Origin of the sequence: Collimonas sp. NPDC087041 (assembly GCF_044745265.1) — a bacterium.
Classification (GTDB): domain Bacteria; phylum Pseudomonadota; class Gammaproteobacteria; order Burkholderiales; family Burkholderiaceae_D; genus Collimonas.
Window position 1 is genome coordinate 1 of the sequence record NZ_JBIUZX010000003.1, and the last position, 17,727, is coordinate 17,727.

A 17,727-nucleotide genomic window follows, 5' to 3' on the forward strand; every position below is an offset into this window, starting at 1 on the left:
ACATGTTTGAGCGCAGCGAGTTTGTGTCCCATCCGACTGGCGCGCGGCTCATTTGGGGACCCGCCGAAGGCGGGCAACGGCTGTGCGATCGCCTTCTTTTGGTTACTTTTCTTGGCGAAGCAAGAAAAGTGACTAGCTGCCGGGCTACCCCCGGCAAGCACCCACGGAGTAGTGACAGTATTGAGTAACGATGAGCGCCAGTTGTAGATGCACCACCGCACTCACTCCGTAGTCCGTTAAACGGGGTCAGAGTAATTTTCGCAAAAACCCGCGAAAAAAAACTCTGACCCCGTTTAACTCCGATACCGAAAATTACGACATGAAAAATATTGGATTCCTGGATGCCTGCCGCAACGCCATCGGCACCGCCCACGTCCTCACCGACGACACCGACAAAGCCGCCTACCTGACCGACCAGCGCCAACGCTACACCGGCCAAGCGTTAGCTGTTGTCAAACCTGCCGACACTGAAGAAGTCGCCGCCATCGTCAAACTCTGCAACGCATTCCGCATCCCCATCGTCCCCCAAGGCGGCAACACCGGCCTGGTGCTCGGCAGCGTGCCCGACCAAAGCGGCCAGGCCATCGTACTGTCGCTTAAACGCCTGAACCGGATTCGCGCCGTCGACGCACTCAACCACACCGTCACCGTCGAAGCCGGCTGCATCCTGCAACACGTCCAGGAAGCCGCCGCTGCCGAACAACGCCTGCTGCCGTTATCGCTGGCCGCCGAAGGCAGTTGCACCATCGGCGGCAACCTGTCGACCAATGCCGGCGGCACTGCAGTGCTACGCTATGGCAATACCCGCGAACTCTGCCTGGGGCTGGAAGTAGTCACCGCGCAAGGCGAAATCCTGCATGGCCTGCGCGGACTGCGCAAGGACAACACCGGCTACGATCTGCGCGACCTGTACATCGGCGCCGAAGGAACGCTCGGCATCATCACCGCCGCCGTCCTGAAAATATTCCCGCAACCGCAAGTCCAGTTGACTGCATTGGCCGCAATAGAAACCCCGGCCGACGCGCTGCGCCTGCTCAACCTGGCGCAGCAACGCTGCGGCGCTACGCTGACCGGCTTCGAACTGATGTCCGACCTGTGCCTGCAACTGGTCGCCAAGCACTTCCCGCAACTGCCCTTCCCTTTCACAGAACGCCACCCGCAATACGTTTTAATCGAACTGTCTGATAGCGAACCCGCACCCCATGCCAGTACGCTGATGGAAGCCGTGATCGGCGAGGCACTGGAGCAGGACATCTGCCAGGATGCCGTACTTGCCTCCTCCACGGCGCAATCGCGCGCGCTGTGGCAGCTGCGCGAAAGCATCTCCTCGGCGCAAGCCAAGGAAGGCAAGAATATCAAGCACGACGTCTCGCTGCCGATTTCCCGTATTGCCGAATTCATCGCTGTCACCGACGCCTTGCTGCAACAGCATTTCCCGGATTGCCGCAACGTCACCTTCGGCCACCTGGGCGATGGCAACCTGCATTACAACGTGTCGCCTCCGCTCGGCGTCGGCGAAGAGCAATTCATCGCCCGCCAGGCAGAGATCAACCGCGTGGTGCACGACAGCGTCGACAGCATGGGCGGCTCGATCTCGGCCGAACATGGGCTAGGCGCCCTCAAGCGCGAAGAAATCCTGCGTTACAAATCACCGGTTGAGATGGCGCTGATGAGAACCATCAAGCAGGCGCTAGATCCCTTGAATCTGATGAATCCTGGCAAGGTCATCTAGGGCTTTGCAAGTTGTCAATGTTGCCGTCTTACAATCTGTTACACCAACCTTGTATGCGCACCTCGCAGACAAGGCGTTAATCTCGGGTGTAAGCAAAAAATTGCATAAGGCGGAACATGATGTCGACCATGAAAAACCGTTGTTTTCTTTCGATCGCGCTGCTTCTGTCATGCGGCGCGGCGCTTGATGCCAACGCACAGAGCGCGCCAGCGCCACTGAATGATTCGGAAAAAGCGCTGCATGTGCTGAACCGGCTGGCCTATGGACCGCGTCCGGGTGATGTCGAGGCAGTCCGGCAGCTCGGCGTCAAACGCTATATTGAGCAGCAATTGAATCCGGACAAGCTGCCGTTCCCCAACGATCTCAGCGACAAATTATCAGCCCTGCCGACCTACCAGCTCAGCGCCACCCAGCTATACCAGCAATACGGCCCGCCCTCCTTCCCACCGAACGGCGCCACTCCCGAAGAAAAGAATGCAGCGCGCCAACGCGCCAACAAGGACATCACGCCGCAAGTGCATTTTTCCCGCCTGTGGCAGGCGACCGAAAGCCCGCGCCAGCTGCAGGAAGTCATGACCGAATTCTGGTTCAATCACTTCAATGTATTCGAAGGCAAGGAATGGGTGCGTTACTGGGACGGCGAATATGAAAAGGATGTGCTGCGCTCCAACGCGCTTGGCAATTTCCGCCAACTGCTGGGCGCCGTCGCCCATCATCCTGCCATGCTGTACTACCTCGACAACTGGCTCAGCAGTGGCGTCAACACGCCGGAAGCCAAAGGCCGCTTCAAGGGACTCAACGAAAACTATGGCCGCGAGTTGCTGGAGCTGCACACGATGGGCGTCGACAGCGGCTACACCCAGGCCGATGTGATCTCCCTGGCGCGTATCCTGAGCGGCTGGACCATCAATGAAAAAGGCATGAAGGATGGCCAACCGGCCTACATCTTCAACCCGCGCCGTCATGATTTCGGCGACAAGGTATTCCTCGGTCAAACCATCAAGGGCAGCGGCGAGCAGGAAGGCGAACAAGCGCTCGACATCCTGGCGCGACACCCTGCCACCGCGCATTTCATCGCCACCAAGCTGGTGCAGTATTTCGTTTCCGACAAACCGCAACCGGCGCTGACCGAGAAACTCGCACGCCGTTTCCTGAGCAGCAACGGCGACATCAAGGCGGTGCTGCATACCCTGTTCGAGAGCCCGGAATTCTGGTCGCGTAGCAATTACCAGACGCAATTCAAGACACCGTATCAATACGTGGTGTCGTCGCTGCGCGCGACAGCGACGCCGGTGCTCAACGTCAAGCCGATCGACGGCGTACTGAACCAACTGGGGCAACCGCTGTATGGCTGGCTGACGCCGGAAGGTTATAAATTTTCCGAAGAAGCGTGGCTCAATCCGGATGCGCTGCTGCGCCGGATCAATTTCGTCAATGGCCTGAGCAATGGCAAATCGCCGATCGCCCGTGCCGAAACACCGCCGCCAGCGCCCGGAATGGCGCCAGCCGCTCCGCTGCCCAACACCGCAGCAGCAGTCGATCCGCAGCAACTGATACAAACCCTGGCCCCGGCACTGGAACCACACAGCCTGAGCGCCATTGCCGCCGCACCGCCGAACCTGCAAGTCGGGCTCATACTTGGTGGTCCGGATTTCATGAAGAGATAGTGATGGTCATATCGTTAGGAGTGATGCAATGAAACGTCGCGATTTCATCCGCCACCTGGGCCTCGGCGCCAGCGGCGCGATCCTGATTCCGGTCGGCCTGTCCGGCTGCGTGGTGGCGCCAACCGTCAAACCGCAGGCGAAAGCCAAAGCGCCGACGGCGCCCACCATGGTGGGCGCCGACAGCCCGCTGTCGTATGGCAGTCCATTGCAGCGCCCGCATGCAAGCGGCGACGGCACCCCGCGCATGATCGTGGTGTTCCTGCGTGGCGCGGTCGACGGCTTGAACGTCGTCGTACCGCATGGCGATCATAATTACTACAAGGCGCGCCCGACCATTGCCGTGGCCAAGCCAGGCATGCAGAACGGCGCCATCGACCTGACCGGTTATTTCGGCCTGCATCCGGCGCTGCAACCCTTGCAACCGTTTTGGGATGACGGCCGGCTGGCGTTCGTGCATGCGTCCGGCTCACCCGACATGTCGCGCTCGCATTTCGAGGCGCAAGACTATATGGAAACCGGCACGCCGGGAGAGCACAACACCCGCGACGGCTGGATGAACCGCATGCTGGGCGTGATGCCGGTATCGCAATCGCCGATGGAAGCACTGACGCTGGGCGAAGCGGTGCCACGCATCTTGACCGGCAGGGCCGTAGTCGCCAACATGCCGACCGGACGCGACGCAACCAGGCCGACACTGATCGACAAACCGGAAATCAGCCAGGCTTACGCCGCGCTCTATGCGCAGGATGCTGCGCTAGGAAAAAGCTATAGCGACGGCATTGCAGCACGCAAGGAATTGCTGGCCGACGCCAACAGTTCGGAACAAAAAATGGCCAACAACGGCGCGCCGCTGCCAAATGGCTTATCCATCGATACCGCACGCCTGGGTCGGCTGATGCGCAGCAATCCGGATATCCGGCTCGGCTTCATCGCCGTCGGCGGCTGGGATACCCATGCCAACCAAGGCAATGGTACCGGCCAACTGGCAGGCCGCTTGCGGCCCCTGGCCGATGGCCTGGCTACGCTGGCGCGCGAACTGGGGCCGGCTTTCAACGATACCGTGATCGTTGTGATGTCGGAGTTCGGCCGCACCTTCCGTGAAAACGGCAATGGCGGCACCGATCACGGCCACGGCAACGCCATGTGGCTGCTCGGCGGGAATGTCCGTGGCCGCAGCATCTACGGCCAGTGGCCCGGTATCGACGATAAATCGCTGAATGAAAATCGCGACCTGGCGGTCACCACCGATTTCCGTTCGGTGCTGGCGACACTGGCGGAGAAGCACATGCGGATCGGCGATCCGGCGATGCAAAAACTGTTTCCGCAGTATGGCGCCGGCAACCAGCATGGCTTGAATTTCCTGGTGTAGGAAATTGATGTGTTGGGCTGTTTTTCCTAACGCACCAGCGCCTTGATCTCGGCCAGCTGGCGCCGCGAAATCGGCAGCCGGTGGTCGGTATCGCGCAAGATCACCTGCCATATTTCCTGCGGCTTGTCGCTGTCGCCTTCGCTGTCCTGAATCTGCGCGACGCGCTCGACGCCGGTGATCGCATTGCGTGCTACCAGCGCATTGCGGTGTACGCGGACGAAATGCTTTGCCAGTTCTTCCTCGATCGAAACCAGCGAATCCTCAATCAAATACTCTTTGTGCTTGGTGCGCAGCGTGACGTACTTCAACTCTGCCTTCAGATACAACACTTCCCCCATCGGCACCAGTGACATGCGGCCGCGTTCCTGTACCGCGAAATGCTGGCGCGGTAAGGCGCCGGGGGAATTCGCCGTGCTTGGCTCGATTACCGGAGCAGATTGACGCAGGCGACTGGCGCGTGTGATGGCTTGCGCCAGCCGGCTGGCGCGTACCGGTTTGACCAGGTAATCGAAAGCCTGGACGTCGAATGCACTCAACGCATAGTCGTCATAGGCCGTCACAAAAATGATCAATGGCGGCTCACCGGCATCCGCGGCACGCTGATTGACCAGCTGGTCGGCCAGCTGCAAACCGCTCATGCCGGGCATCTGCACATCCAGCAGCACCAGGTCGGGCGCAGTAGCGGCAATTCCTTCCAGCGCGTCCTGTGCATGCGCAGCCTCACCGACCAGATAATGCGGGCAATCGGCCACGATATCGGATAGCAGCGTAATCAGCCTGGCGCGCGCCGGCGCTTCATCGTCGACGATAAATATGCGGGGAATCATGGGCATGGAAATGTCATTGCTTTGTTTGATTTCTTATTTAACTCTGCTGTTTGGCCAGTGTGGTCTTCACGTAGGGAAAACTGGCGCGCACTTCAAACTGGCCGTGCGTGTTGGTGGTAGTCAGCTGCCCCTCCACATCGTAAAGCAAGGAAAGCCGCTCGCGGATATTCTCCAGCGCCATCTGGTTGCCCTCAGGGAGCGCAGCCACGCCTTTCCCGGCATACGGATTGTAAGGATTGGTGATGGTGATTTCAATCCGCTCCAGCGAATGCGCCAGCTGGATCCGGATCAGCGCCGGTTCAGTGCTCGGCTCGACGCCATAGTGGACTGCGTTTTCCAGTAAGGGCTGCAGCAGCAAGGTCGGAATCTGCGCCCGGTAGATGACCTCATCGCTGATGCCTTCGCGCTCCCACTGCACTCTCAGCCTGTCGCCCAGGCGTATTTTTTCTATCGACAAATATTGCCGACACAGGCGGATTTCCTTTTCCAGCGTAGTCATGGCACGGCCGTCGCGCATCAGGACCCGGATCAGATCCGCCAGATCTTCCAGCGCCGCCTCGGCCCGCCGCGGTTCGGTGCGGATCAGCGACAGCACCGCATTCAGGCTATTGAACAAAAAATGCGGCCGGATGCGAGCTTGCAGCGCTTGCAGCCGCGCCTCCACCAGCACAGGCGAAAAGGCCTTGGCGCGCAGTTCGAAATAATGTTGCAGCACAATCCCGAACAATGCGGCCAGCATCGCCGCCAGCGGCGTGCCGCCTGGAGCGCTGAGGTGGATAAAGCCGTTGAGAAACCAATCGAAGCCGAACAGCAGCCGGATCACCGCCACCGTCACCAACGCCGGCACCAATGCGCACAGCGAACGTTGCACGACCGGCGACATGCGATGGCCGATGCGATGCAGCCCGCACAGGATCGACAAAGACAGGAAACAGGCCGGTTCGATCAACATCGACGATTCGACAAAACTGCCAGCCGCCGCCATCAGGCTGTCGGTGCGCAATAAAATCGCCACCATCACTGCCAGATTCACCGCAATCAGGGTCCGGAACACCACGCCGAGATTGCAGCAATCCGGAATCACCAGCGTAATCGGCTGCTGCGCTGCTGCGCTATCGATGGTCTGGTCGGCTGGCGTGGGTACGGGCATTAGTTGACAGGACGGCAATTAGTAGTTGGATTAACGCTTTTATCCGGCTCGAAGACGCCGTGGCGCATCGAGATGCAAGCATAAAGTGGGTTTTCGGGGGCGGTGATTTATAATCGCATAATTCATTGCACTCCCCAACACTCAATTATGACAGCACAACTCTCCAAAAAAGGCGAAGCTTGGTCGGCTCGTTTTTCCGAACCGGTCTCCGATCTGGTCAAACGCTATACGGCATCGGTGTTTTTCGATAAACGTCTGGCAGCAGTGGATATCCAAGGCTCGCTGGCGCACGCCGAGATGCTGGCATATCAAAAAATCATCAGCGGCGACGACTATGCGGCCATCCAGAAGGGCATGACCCAGATCCAGGGCGAAATCGACGGCGGCAAGTTCGAATGGCTGCTGGACCTGGAAGACGTCCATCTGAACATCGAAAAACGCCTGACCGAACTGGTCGGCGATGCCGGCAAGCGCCTGCACACCGGGCGTTCGCGCAACGACCAGGTCGCCACCGACATCCGCCTCTACCTGCGCGGCGCCATCGACGATATCAGCGGCCTGCTGCGCGATCTGCGCCTGGCGCTGCTGGACCTGGCTGAGCAACACGCCGATACCATCCTGCCCGGCTTCACCCACATGCAGGTAGCGCAGCCGATTACTTTCGGTCATCACGTGCTGGCCTATGTCGAAATGTTCGGCCGCGATGCCGAGCGCATGCTGGATTGCCGCAAGCGCGTCAACCGCCTGCCGCTGGGCGCCGCCGCACTGGCCGGCACCACCTTCCCGATTGACCGCGAACGCGTGGCCAAGACACTCGGCTTCGACGACGTCTGCCGCAATTCGCTGGATGCAGTTTCGGATCGCGACTTCGCCATTGAATTCTGCGCCGCCGCAGCGCTGGTGATGACGCACATCTCGCGCATGTCGGAAGAACTGGTGATCTGGATGAGCCCGCGCATTGGCTTCATCGATATCGCCGACCGCTTCTGCACCGGTTCCTCGATCATGCCGCAAAAGAAAAATCCCGACGTGCCGGAACTGGCGCGCGGCAAGACCGGCCGCGTCAACGGCCACCTGATCGCCCTGCTGACCCTGATGAAAGGCCAGCCATTGGCCTACAACAAGGACAACCAGGAAGACAAGGAACCGTTGTTCGACACCGTCGACACGCTGACCGACACCCTGCGCATCTTCGCCGACATGGCGCGCGGCATTACCGTCAAGCCGGAAGCAATGCGCGCCGCCGCCCTGCAAGGCTATGCCACCGCCACCGACCTGGCCGATTACCTGGTCAAGAAAGGCCTGCCTTTCCGCGATGCCCACGAAGCCGTGGCACATGCGGTGCGCAGCTGCGTCGATCAAGGTTGCGACCTGAGCGACTTGTCGCTAGATCAGTTGCGCGCGTTCTCGCCGCTGATCGACGACGACATCTTCGCCGTGCTGACACTGGAAGGTTCGGTGGCGGCACGCGATCATATCGGCGGCACCGCCCCACGCCAGGTGCGCCTGGCGATCCAGCATCTGCGCCAGCAATTGGCCTGATGGCAGACCTGATGTGAACCCGGCATGGTGGACGACGCAATCCGTCCCACCATGCCGATTTGGCATAACCGTTACCAGCAAGATTCCGAAACGCCGGGTATAATTCTCCAAAACCGCGCAATCTCTCTCCAAAACCGACCAAAAGTCGTATTCCCTCCGAGTAAAACATCCGCTTTACCTGGCCCGTGAGTAGTTAGTGCGCCAGGAATTTTCAGACCGAAAATCCCTTATACTTTGTTCACCTTTGGTGCGCCCACCCAGCGTGCACCAAAATAAAAACGCTTGCCGATTTCTTACTTCATAATGCCTTTGGCTGCGGTTGCGCCTTGCCTGCTTGCGCGCAGCCTCGTGTTGTAAGGAACGCTAAAAAAAACGGTCTCTTGGAGGATATATAAATGCAACTCAAAACTATCTTAAAAACACTTCCATTGCTGATGCTGGCCGCCGGCCTGGGCAGCGCAGCGCATGCCGCCGATGTCAAACTCGGCCTGGCAGCAGCACTCACCGGCCCCGCCGCCAAATACGGCGTCGCCATCAAGAACGGCTTTTCGCTGGCTGCCGATGAAGTCAATGCCGCCGGCGGCGTCAACGGCAACAAGTTGCAACTGATCATCGAAGACGAACAAGGCAAGAAAGAAGAAGCCATCAACGTCTTCAAGAAACTGATTTTCAAGGACAAGGCGCTGCTGGTATTCGGCCCGACTTTGTCCAACTCGGCATTCGCCGCCGACCCGATCGCCAACGCCGCCAAGGTGGTCGCCTTCGGCACCAGCAACACCGCCGACGGCATCACGGCAATGGGCCCGTTCACCTTCCGCAACTCGGTCATGGAAGCCGACGTGCTGCCAGTCACCACGCGCGCTGCGGTCAAGCATTTCGGCATCAAGAAAGTCGCCATCATCTACGGTAACGACGACGCCTTCACCAAGAGCGGTTACGACGTTTTCAAGGCGACCCTGGCCAACCAGAAGATCCCTGTCACCACCACTGAAGCGTATGCCAAGGGCGACGTCGACTTCAAGGCGCAGCTGACCAAGATCAAGGCATCGAATCCGGACGCCATCGTCTGCTCCTGCCTGACCGAAGAAGCCGCCAACATCATCCTGCAAACCCGTGCGCTGGGCATGAAGCAGCCGTTCATCGGCGGCAACGGCCTCAACTCGCCGAAGCTGTTCGACATCGCCAAAGGCGCCGGCGACGACACCATCATGGGCAGCCCTTGGTCGTCGGAAAACTTGACGCCGGCCAACAAGGCGTTCATCGCCGCGTACAAGGCCAAATTCGGCAGCGATCCAGACCAGTTCGCCGCACAAGCCTACGATGCCCTGCATGTCGTGGCAGCCGCATTGAAGAACGTCAAACTGACCGGCGCAATCGACAAGGACCGGATCGCATTGCAACAGGCTTTGCCGTCGGTGACGATTGAAGGTGCAACCGGCAAGTTCGCATTCCGCAAGGCGCCAGCAGTGGCCGGCAAGGAAGTCGGCTACGATGCGCAGCAGGAAGCGATCGTGAATATTGCCAAGGGTGGCAAGTTCGTATTGCTGAAGTAACGTAGTCATCGAGTCAATAGGGGACAGAGTTTGTAAGTCGCCGCAGCGCGACGAGCTACTCTGTCCCCTATTGACGGTGTCCGGAGAAAGAATGCAGTTATCGCACAAGAAAACTGCGCGAATTGCAAAGAGATGTACTCCGTAGCCCGTCAATTGGGGTCAGAGTAATTTACGACGATAAAACTGTCGTAAAAAAACTCTGACCCCAATTGACTGCAATTACACTGATTTTTAGAAAATCCTCATGTTTGAACAACAACTCATCAACGCCCTTTCCCTGGGCAGCGTGTATGCGCTGTTTGCATTGGGCTTCACGCTGGTTTTCGGCGTGCTGGGCGTGATCAATCTTTCGCACGGCGCCATCTTCATGCTCGGCAGTTACGCGGCGTTATTGCTGGTCGAACATCTGGCGCTGCCGCTGTGGCTGGCGATGCTGGCGGCGATGCTGGTTTCCGGCTTGCTCGGTCTGGCAGTCGACTATCTGGTATTGAAGCCGCTGCGCGCGCGCAACGCACCGCATCTGGCGCCGATGATTGCGACGATCGGTGTCGCCACCATCCTCACCAGCCTGGCGCAAGGCTTGTTCGGCGCTGAAAACAAGCGCTTCCCGGTTGGCACCATTCCGGAAGAAAGCTACAACTGGGGCAACCTGCATGTCACTGCGGTGCAGATCGGCATCGTCGTGATTTCCTTCGTCCTGATGCTGGTGCTGTTGGCGGTAATGCGACGCACCCAGTTGGGCCGCGCGCTGCGTGCGATTGCGGAATCGCCGAAAGCCGCTTACCTGCTCGGCATCAATGTCGAAGGTTTGTTTTACCTGACCTCTTTCGCTGCCGCCGCACTGGGCGGTGCTGCGGGTGTGCTGGTCGGTCTGTCATTCAACGCGATTACGCCATTCATGGGGCAGCCGATGCTGCACAAGGGCATCGCCGTGATCATCCTGGGCGGCATGGGCGATATCCGCGGCGCGATGATTGCCGGCTTGTTCCTCGGCTTCGCAGAAGTGCTGACCGTGGCCTATATTTCGAGCGACTTCCGCGATGCCGTCGGTTTCGGTTTGCTGTTCCTGATCTTGCTGGTCAAGCCTTCCGGGATGTTTGGCAAAGTGCTGGAAAGGAAGGCTTGAGATGACCGAACTGCTTACAACGCTCGGCGCAACCGGCTTCCTCGATTGGTGGGACGGTTTCTGGTCAACTTACAACACCGTGATTTTCGGCCTCGGCGTCAACGCCATGCTGGCGCTGTCGATCTACGTGACACTCTCGTGCGGCTTGCTGTCGCTGGCGAATGCCGCCTTCATGGGCATCGGCGCCTATGCCGCATCGCTGATCAGCATGCAGACCGGCTTGCCGTTCCCGGTAGCGCTGGCCATTGGCGGCATCTTGCCGGCGTTGGTGGCGCTGGTGATCGGCATCCCTACCCTGCGCCTGTCCGGCGTCTACCTGGCGATGGCCACGCTCGGCTTCGGCGAAGTGGTGCGGGTGATCGTGCTGAACATGGATATCACCGGCGGCCCGCTCGGCTTGAACGGCATTCCGCTGAAAACCGAATGGTGGCACATCGTGCTGTTGCTGGCCGCCACCCTATACATCCTGGCGCGCATCCGCCGCTCGAAAATCGGCCGCGCCTTCGAAGCTATCAAGGAAGATGAGGTCGCTGCACGTTTGATGGGCGTCAATGTCGCCGGCTACAAGCTGCTGGCGTTTGTCATCGGCGCCGCCATTGCGGGCGTCGCCGGCGGCCTCAATGCGCACTACACGTTCACCATCGGCCCTGGCAATTACGCTTTCGAAAACGCGGTCGAGATATTGACCATGGCGGTGTTCGGCGGCACCAGCACGTTGATCGGCCCGACCCTCGGCGGCATGATCCTGACCCTGTTGCCGGAAGCATTGCGCGATTTCGCCAGCTATCGCTCGGTCGTCAACGGCCTGATCCTGGTGCTGGTGATCCTGTATCTGCCCAAGGGTATCTGGGACCCACGCCGGATCCGCGCCTTTTTCCGACGCAAGTCTGTCGCCGGAGGAATCAACTAATGCTGCAACTCAAGAACATAAGCAAGAATTTCGGTGGCCTGCAGGTTTTGCAGGACGTGAATTTCAACGTGCCGCAAGGCGGCATTTTCGGCTTGATCGGTCCTAACGGCGCTGGCAAAACCACTGTCTTCAACCTGATCACAGGCTTGCTGCGTGCTTCGGGCGGGGCGATCGAATTCGACGGCCAGGATATCGGCAAGGTCGCGCCACACAAGATCACCGAGCGCGGCATCGCCCGCACTTTCCAGAACATCCGCGTGTTCAAGGAAATGACGCTGCTGGAAAACGTCGTGGTCGGCATGCACGATCACATGGATTACGGTTTCGGTAGCCTGCTGTTCAATCTCGGCGGTTACCGCAAGGTGGAAGCGCAGGCACGCGAACGGGCGCTGGAGCTGTTGTCCTGGGTGCGCCTGGATCACAAGGCGCACACGCTGGCCGATAGTCTCTCCTACGGTGAACAACGCAAGCTGGAATTCGCCCGGGCGCTGGCGACCAAGCCCAAGCTGTTGCTGCTCGACGAACCCGTGGCCGGCATGAATCCGGCTGAAAAAACCGAACTGATGGCGGAAATCCTGAACATCAAGCAGCGCGGCTTCAGCATCTTCATGATCGAGCATGACATGCGCTTCGTGATGGGCTTGTGCGACCGCATCGCGGTGCTCAACTTCGGCCGCATCATCGCCGAAGGCAGCCCGGATCAGATCAAGAACAACCAGGAAGTGATCGAAGCTTACCTGGGCAAGGAAGAGGCGGAATGATGGCCGAGACGAACAAGCATGCAGCACCGATTTTGCAGGTGCAGGACCTGGCGGTTTCCTACGGCCATATCGAAGCAGTCAAAGGCATCGATCTGGTCCTCAACGAAGGCGAGATCACGGCGCTGGTCGGCGCCAACGGCGCTGGCAAGAGCACCGCACTGCTGGCAATTTCCGGCCTGCTCAAGCCGCAACGCGGACAAGTGCTGTTCAATGGACAGGACCTGACCAAGCTGTCGCCGCACAAGATCGTCCAGGGCGGCGTGGTGCAGGTGGCGGAAGGCCGCGCCACACTCACCACCTTGAGCATCGCTGAAAACCTGGCGCTGGGCGCCTATACCCGCAAGGACAAGGAAAACATCGGCAAGGACCTGGACTGGGTGTACTCGCTATTCCCGGTGCTGGAACGGCGCAAGGATGGGCTGGCTGGCAACCTGTCGGGCGGCGAACAGCAGATGCTGGCCATCGGCCGCGCGTTGATGGCGAAGCCGCGTGTATTGCTGCTGGATGAGCCGTCGATGGGGCTGGCGCCGTTGCTGGTGCAAGAGATTTTCCGCATCGTCCAGGAAATCAACCGCACCGGACTGACGATCCTGCTGGTCGAGCAAAACGTCCGCCAGGCATTGCGCATCGCGCAGCACGGCTATGTGCTGGAAAACGGCAAGATCGTGCTGGCCGACAGCGGCCGCAACCTGCTCAATAATCCGAAGGTGCTGGAAGCTTACCTGGGCGGCTGAAACACCAGGCGGCACCGCGTGCCGCCCATTTCATCGGTGGAATCAATCTCCTATCGGCGCCGGCCGGCAGATCGCGCCACTTCCGCTCCCCGCCCCGCCATTGCCGAACAAGGCCACCCGCCCGCATTGGGAACCAAACATCCCGGTCTGGTTGTGACCGACGCCGATCACTTCGTACTCGGAGCGCGCCAGCGGCAATGCGCTGCCTGCCAGATGCCGTTCGTAGCGCTGGTATGCCAGGCCTCGCTCAAGCCGGCTCGGTCCTTGCGCTTCGGCGCCGCAGCGCTTGTCTAGCTTGGGGTGGTTGGGATCATTGTCATCGCCGCCGAGCAGATAGGTGATCTGCCTCCGCGCATAACGGTCGAACAATTCCATACCGCTGCGCCCCCGCCCATACGGCACCATCTCCTGCATGCCGTAACGATACTGGTTGTAATCGGTGCATTGCGTCGTATCGTAAGGCGCGAACGCCGCGCCATTTGGCCGGTCAGGCGTGAAATACAGATAAGACGAAGGATTGGCGATCACGTAACGCACATCGATGCCACGACCGCGTATCGCTTCATCGACATTATTCAATGCGGCATAACGCTGCATCATCTGCGCGCCTGCAGAATGGCCCGCCAGCGTGATGCGGGTCAATTTCGGTAGACGCCGCTTATCCGCCAATTGCTGCAGCAGATCGTCGAGCACCTGCAGCGAGCTGATGTGGTACGGCGGATTCACCGACTCGTCACCGCCGGCCCAGTTGTGGTCGCCGCCGGCATGCCACAACGGCATGCGGTCAAAGCCTTTGGCGAGATCGGCTTTGGCCGGGAAATTCGGCGCCAGCAGCAGCACCTTGTCCGGGTCGGCGCCGCTGTCTTTCAGGAAGGACGCGCCCGCCGCATAGTAGGCGTCGCCGTTACGCAGGATGCCGTGCTGGATCAGGACGATCTGTTCAATCTTGCTCAAGTCGCCATCGAGCGGATGATTGGCATACACAGGAAAATCATAGGCTACGCCATCATGCGCCAGATGCACGCGCTGCCATGGCGGCGCCGGTTGCACGCCGGCGGCAGCAGCGGCCAGCATCACGCTCCCATATAGAATTGCCATCACTGCCATTCTTTTCACGCCTTGTTTCATTTCGTGCTCCCGAGTCTCTTTGTTCAAATTATTTGTCTGGTTAGCGCTAACTAAAAGAATAGCGTAAGTCTCGATCTTAGGTGCGATCTTCCGCCACTCGCCCCTCCGCCTTCTTATGACGGTAATTTTGATTGACTTTCAAATCTACCATATTAGATAATTATTCCAACATAATGGATTTGAAGGAAACAGTCGATATGGACATCAATGCCCGCATAGCCGCCCGCGTCAGTTTCCTGCGCAAGGAGCGCGACTTATCCCTCGATGCGCTGGCGTATAAGTCCGATGTTAGCCGCTCTATGATTTCGCTGATCGAACGCGGCCAGAGCAGCGCCACCGCGGTGGTCCTGGAGAAATTGGCAGCCGGCCTTGGCGTGACGCTGGCCAGCCTGTTCGAGGAATCTGCAGCCAGCGGCGGCCCGCTGGTTCGCCGCAGTGAGCAACTGGAGTGGCGCGATCCACAATCCGGATATGTACGCCGCAATGTGTCGCCGCCGAATGCACAGTCGCCGATGCAAATCGTCGACGTCTCATTTCCAGCGGGGGCAGCAGTGGCATATGAAACCACCGAACGGGATCGTAGCGTGCACCAGCAGATTTGGATATTGGAAGGAAAGATCGATATCACGGTTGGCGCCGACACCTATTCGCTCGAACCGGGAGACTGCCTGGCCTTCCGCCTCGACCGCCCCACCGCATTCCATAACCCGCATCGCAAACCCGCACGATACATGGTGGCAATCACCACCGACACATTGCGTTCGTAAATCACGTTCACAAATCGCGCCCATAAGGAGCCATCATGTCAGACCAGATACAGATTCGCCAATTGCATTCAATCGATGATCCGGCGATCATTGCCGCACTCGCTGAAGTCCTTGTCGATTGCGTCGATGGTGGCGCCTCAGTCAGCTTCATGTCGCCATTCTCTGCGGAACGGGCGCAAGCGTTCTGGCGCAACCTGAGCGCCGACATCGCCGCCGGTGAACGCATACTGCTGGTGGCGCAAGATGCTGACTCTACGATTCTCGGCACTGTTCAGGTAGTACTCAGTCAACCGGAAAACCAGCCACATCGGGCCGATGTCGCCAAGCTGCTGGTGCATCGCAAAGCACGTCGCTCCGGCACTGGGGAAGCATTGATGGCAGCGGCTGAGCGGGCAGCAGCGCAGGCAGGTAAAACCTTGCTGGTTCTCGATACCGCTACAGGCGGCGATGCCGAACGTTTATACCGGCGTCGCGACTGGCAAGTCAGCGGCACCATCCCCGACTATGCCATGTGGCCGGACGGCAGGAAGTGCGCGACGACGATCTTCTACAAATATATCTGAGGCAGAAAATAAGACAGCGCCCTTGCCGGGCTGGCAAGGGCGCTGCTGTTGTACCTGACAGGTTGTGCAGCCTTGGCCGCACAATGCCGTTAGAACATTAGAACTTGTGACGCAGACCAACGCGCAATACGTTCTGGCTGCTGTCGTCCGCCGGCGAGTTGGAGTAAGCACCGTTGATCACGCCTGGATTGATGACATCGCTGGCGCGCTGGTTGCTGTACAACGCATATACGTCGGTACGCTTCGACAGGAAGTAGTCGACGCCCAGGTTGAGCTGGGTGGTCGAGCCCTTGGTCGAACCAGTTGTCTTGCGGCTGATATCGGCGCGATCATAAATCACGCTGCCCAGCAGATGCAGGTTGGCGGCAACCGCGTAATCGACGCCCACGTCAAAAATGTTTGCCTTGGTTGCTGTAGTGATGTTGACCAGGCCAGTCGACGCAACTGCTGTCGCCAGTGGACGCTTGGCTTGCGACCATGCACCGTAGATCTTGGCAGGGCCGGCTTGATAGCTGGCGCCCAAGGTGAAGGTTTTCAGGTCGGTATCGCCAGCCTTGGTAGGCAGCGCGTCAGCAGCCAGTTTGGTCTGGAAGTACGCCAGGCCGATACCAAATGGGCCGTTGGCGTAGTTGCCGCCCAGGCCGAAGGATTGACCTGCCGAAGTTTGGCCGGCCACTTCGCCGAAGCCGTAGAACAGGCTACCGGTAAAGCCGCTCAGGTTGCTGCTGTCGTAACGGACCGAGTTGTTGGCGCGGGTGCCCGAGATGCGATCGAGGTTGTTGAAGTGACCGCCCTTGACGCCGTTGCCGCCGAATGTCTGCACCGATGTGTACTTGTTACCGATGTCTTCCAGGAAGTCGGTTTGACGACCCAGTGTTACTGTACCGAACGAGCCCGACAGGCCGACTACCGATTTGCGGTCAAACAATGTGCTGGCGGTTGCCAGGGAGCCGTCGTCCGCATTGAAGCCGTTTTCCAATTGGAAAATCGCTTTCAAGCCGTTGCCCAAATCTTCCGTACCCTTGAAACCGATGCGGGAAGTCGACAAATCGCCAGAATCAACACTGAAGCGGCTATTGTTTTTTGGGCCGACTTTGCTGGTGTAGGTCAGGCTGGTATCGATCACGCCATAAATGGTGACGTTGGTTTGCGCTTGGGCGCTGGCGCCGATCAGGCCGAGTGCTGCCAGTGCGAATGCAGTTTTCTTCATTTCTTCCCTCTATTTATATAAAAATTGTCCGATCTGGATATCCAGCTTGGCGTGCAACGCTCGAACTGCCCCCCTGGGTCATTTCATGAGCGGCTCAATTATTACTAACCATTACCAATAGTTACTAATTGTTACAAACTGGACGGAGTGGATATTACCAATTAACAAAAAAATTGCATTAGTTTTTCAATTTTTTCTTAAATTTTTTTACGGATTAGCTGACGAAGAATATTTATGTTGTTTTTTGACAGCTGTTTATGACATTTATGACGTAGGTTATGCGTTTTGTGTCGTCAACACACGATCAGCTTGCGGCATTTGAGCCTGTTGATACAACACCCCATATCGATGCCTTAAAGGCAATATATTAGTAAATAAACATGTCTATACGCAAAATAAAACTGCGCTTTGAACTGCAAAAAAAATGTGGATTATGCCGATTAATAATAATTAGCACTATATCTGTAAAGATATAGCGTTAATGGCCGTTACTCAATTCCGGTAACTGAGCACAAAGGTACAACACCAGGGAAGTTGCAAATTGAATATCGACACGATCTTTCTTGATCCAGCGTAGCCGGCAGGAATCAAGATGCATGCACTGCTCACGGAGCACTCAATGAAACCCTTGCGCTCGTGACATTGAGTTTATGTAGGCTAAAATGCTGCGTCGATTCATCCGCCTTGT

Annotated in this window: 15 protein-coding genes; 11 read left to right on the plus strand and 4 right to left on the minus strand. The window is 58.4% G+C overall.

Translation table 11 applies throughout. The annotated features are described in order from the left end of the window. The first annotated feature begins 319 nt into the window (after positions 1-319). The 3 genes from ACIPF8_RS05825 (at position 320) to ACIPF8_RS05835 (ending at position 4,768) form a co-directional block, all read left to right on the plus strand. Positions 320-1,732: an FAD-binding oxidoreductase gene (locus ACIPF8_RS05825; protein ID WP_400418227.1), complete on the plus strand. Its 1,413-nt coding sequence runs from the start codon at positions 320-322 to the stop codon at positions 1,730-1,732. 128 nt (positions 1,733-1,860) lie between these two features. Further along, positions 1,861-3,399, plus strand: a complete 1,539-nt coding sequence (locus ACIPF8_RS05830) for a DUF1800 domain-containing protein (protein ID WP_400418230.1) — start codon at positions 1,861-1,863, stop codon at positions 3,397-3,399. A gap of 28 nt (positions 3,400-3,427) precedes the next feature. After that, on the plus strand, positions 3,428-4,768 hold the full coding sequence (locus ACIPF8_RS05835; protein WP_400418232.1) for a DUF1501 domain-containing protein: 1,341 nt from the start codon (positions 3,428-3,430) through the stop codon (positions 4,766-4,768). A 26-nt stretch (positions 4,769-4,794) separates the two neighbouring features. On the opposite strand, the gene ACIPF8_RS05840 is transcribed toward ACIPF8_RS05835, so the two are convergent. Both ACIPF8_RS05840 and ACIPF8_RS05845 read right to left on the minus strand, forming a co-directional pair. Continuing rightward, complete coding sequence (locus tag ACIPF8_RS05840; protein ID WP_400419441.1) at positions 4,795-5,595, minus strand: LytR/AlgR family response regulator transcription factor; 801 nt, start codon at positions 5,593-5,595, stop codon at positions 4,795-4,797. A 37-nt stretch (positions 5,596-5,632) separates the two neighbouring features. After that, positions 5,633-6,745 carry a histidine kinase gene (locus ACIPF8_RS05845; protein ID WP_400418235.1) on the minus strand — a complete coding sequence of 371 codons (1,113 nt, stop codon included), beginning with the start codon at positions 6,743-6,745 and terminating at the stop codon, positions 5,633-5,635. 147 nt (positions 6,746-6,892) lie between these two features. On the opposite strand from ACIPF8_RS05845, the gene argH reads away from it, so the two are divergent. The 6 genes from argH to ACIPF8_RS05875 all read left to right on the plus strand — a co-directional run bounded on the left by argH (position 6,893) and on the right by ACIPF8_RS05875 (position 13,371). After that, complete coding sequence (argH, locus tag ACIPF8_RS05850; RefSeq protein ID WP_400418237.1) at positions 6,893-8,287, plus strand: argininosuccinate lyase; 1,395 nt, start codon at positions 6,893-6,895, stop codon at positions 8,285-8,287. 395 nt (positions 8,288-8,682) lie between these two features. After that, complete coding sequence (locus ACIPF8_RS05855) at positions 8,683-9,840, plus strand: ABC transporter substrate-binding protein (RefSeq protein WP_400418240.1); 1,158 nt, start codon at positions 8,683-8,685, stop codon at positions 9,838-9,840. 244 nt (positions 9,841-10,084) lie between these two features. Beyond that, complete coding sequence (locus ACIPF8_RS05860) at positions 10,085-10,966, plus strand: branched-chain amino acid ABC transporter permease (protein ID WP_400418243.1); 882 nt, start codon at positions 10,085-10,087, stop codon at positions 10,964-10,966. Between the two features lies 1 nt (position 10,967). Next, a complete protein-coding gene (locus ACIPF8_RS05865; protein ID WP_400418245.1) occupies positions 10,968-11,876 on the plus strand; it encodes a branched-chain amino acid ABC transporter permease in 909 nt (302 codons plus the stop codon). Next, positions 11,876-12,637, plus strand: a complete 762-nt coding sequence (locus tag ACIPF8_RS05870; RefSeq protein ID WP_197467202.1) for an ABC transporter ATP-binding protein — start codon at positions 11,876-11,878, stop codon at positions 12,635-12,637. Before ACIPF8_RS05865 ends, ACIPF8_RS05870 begins: the two co-directional genes overlap by 1 nt. Beyond that, positions 12,634-13,371 (plus strand): ABC transporter ATP-binding protein, encoded by a 738-nt coding sequence (locus tag ACIPF8_RS05875; protein WP_400418249.1) that lies wholly within the window; start codon positions 12,634-12,636, stop codon positions 13,369-13,371. Before ACIPF8_RS05870 ends, ACIPF8_RS05875 begins: the two co-directional genes overlap by 4 nt. A 42-nt stretch (positions 13,372-13,413) precedes the next feature. Here ACIPF8_RS05875 and ACIPF8_RS05880 read toward each other — a convergent pair whose 3' ends face one another. Continuing rightward, the gene (locus ACIPF8_RS05880; protein ID WP_400418252.1) at positions 13,414-14,499 is read right to left on the minus strand and encodes a hypothetical protein; all 1,086 of its coding nucleotides are present in this window, start codon (positions 14,497-14,499) and stop codon (positions 13,414-13,416) included. 197 nt (positions 14,500-14,696) lie between these two features. Between ACIPF8_RS05880 and ACIPF8_RS05885 the strand changes: the two genes are divergently transcribed. After that, positions 14,697-15,266, plus strand: a complete 570-nt coding sequence (locus ACIPF8_RS05885) for a helix-turn-helix domain-containing protein (protein WP_400418255.1) — start codon at positions 14,697-14,699, stop codon at positions 15,264-15,266. Positions 15,267-15,301: 35 nt separating this feature from the next. Beyond that, positions 15,302-15,829 (plus strand): GNAT family N-acetyltransferase, encoded by a 528-nt coding sequence (locus ACIPF8_RS05890; RefSeq protein ID WP_400418257.1) that lies wholly within the window; start codon positions 15,302-15,304, stop codon positions 15,827-15,829. Positions 15,830-15,926: 97 nt separating this feature from the next. On the opposite strand, the gene ACIPF8_RS05895 is transcribed toward ACIPF8_RS05890, so the two are convergent. Continuing rightward, entirely contained in the window at positions 15,927-17,039 is a 1,113-nt protein-coding gene (locus ACIPF8_RS05895) for a porin (RefSeq protein WP_400418260.1), read from the minus strand. Positions 17,040-17,727 lie beyond the last annotated feature (688 nt).

Excerpts from the sequence above, each read along its gene's own strand:
- ACIPF8_RS05870 (WP_197467202.1), top strand. The coding sequence starts at position 11,876 with ATGCTGCAACTCAAGAACATAAGCAAGAATTTCGGTGGCCTGCAGGTT.
- ACIPF8_RS05895 (WP_400418260.1), bottom strand. The coding sequence starts at position 17,039 with ATGAAGAAAACTGCATTCGCACTGGCAGCACTCGGCCTGATCGGCGCC.
- ACIPF8_RS05855 (WP_400418240.1), top strand. The coding sequence starts at position 8,683 with ATGCAACTCAAAACTATCTTAAAAACACTTCCATTGCTGATGCTGGCC.
- ACIPF8_RS05840 (WP_400419441.1), bottom strand. The coding sequence starts at position 5,595 with ATGATTCCCCGCATATTTATCGTCGACGATGAAGCGCCGGCGCGCGCC.
- ACIPF8_RS05875 (WP_400418249.1), top strand. The coding sequence starts at position 12,634 with ATGATGGCCGAGACGAACAAGCATGCAGCACCGATTTTGCAGGTGCAG.
- ACIPF8_RS05845 (WP_400418235.1), bottom strand. The coding sequence starts at position 6,745 with ATGCCCGTACCCACGCCAGCCGACCAGACCATCGATAGCGCAGCAGCG.
- ACIPF8_RS05885 (WP_400418255.1), top strand. The coding sequence starts at position 14,697 with ATGGACATCAATGCCCGCATAGCCGCCCGCGTCAGTTTCCTGCGCAAG.
- ACIPF8_RS05825 (WP_400418227.1), top strand. The coding sequence starts at position 320 with ATGAAAAATATTGGATTCCTGGATGCCTGCCGCAACGCCATCGGCACC.
- ACIPF8_RS05880 (WP_400418252.1), bottom strand. The coding sequence starts at position 14,499 with ATGAAACAAGGCGTGAAAAGAATGGCAGTGATGGCAATTCTATATGGG.
- ACIPF8_RS05890 (WP_400418257.1), top strand. The coding sequence starts at position 15,302 with ATGTCAGACCAGATACAGATTCGCCAATTGCATTCAATCGATGATCCG.
- argH (WP_400418237.1), top strand. The coding sequence starts at position 6,893 with ATGACAGCACAACTCTCCAAAAAAGGCGAAGCTTGGTCGGCTCGTTTT.
- ACIPF8_RS05830 (WP_400418230.1), top strand. The coding sequence starts at position 1,861 with ATGAAAAACCGTTGTTTTCTTTCGATCGCGCTGCTTCTGTCATGCGGC.
- ACIPF8_RS05860 (WP_400418243.1), top strand. The coding sequence starts at position 10,085 with ATGTTTGAACAACAACTCATCAACGCCCTTTCCCTGGGCAGCGTGTAT.
- ACIPF8_RS05865 (WP_400418245.1), top strand. The coding sequence starts at position 10,968 with ATGACCGAACTGCTTACAACGCTCGGCGCAACCGGCTTCCTCGATTGG.
- ACIPF8_RS05835 (WP_400418232.1), top strand. The coding sequence starts at position 3,428 with ATGAAACGTCGCGATTTCATCCGCCACCTGGGCCTCGGCGCCAGCGGC.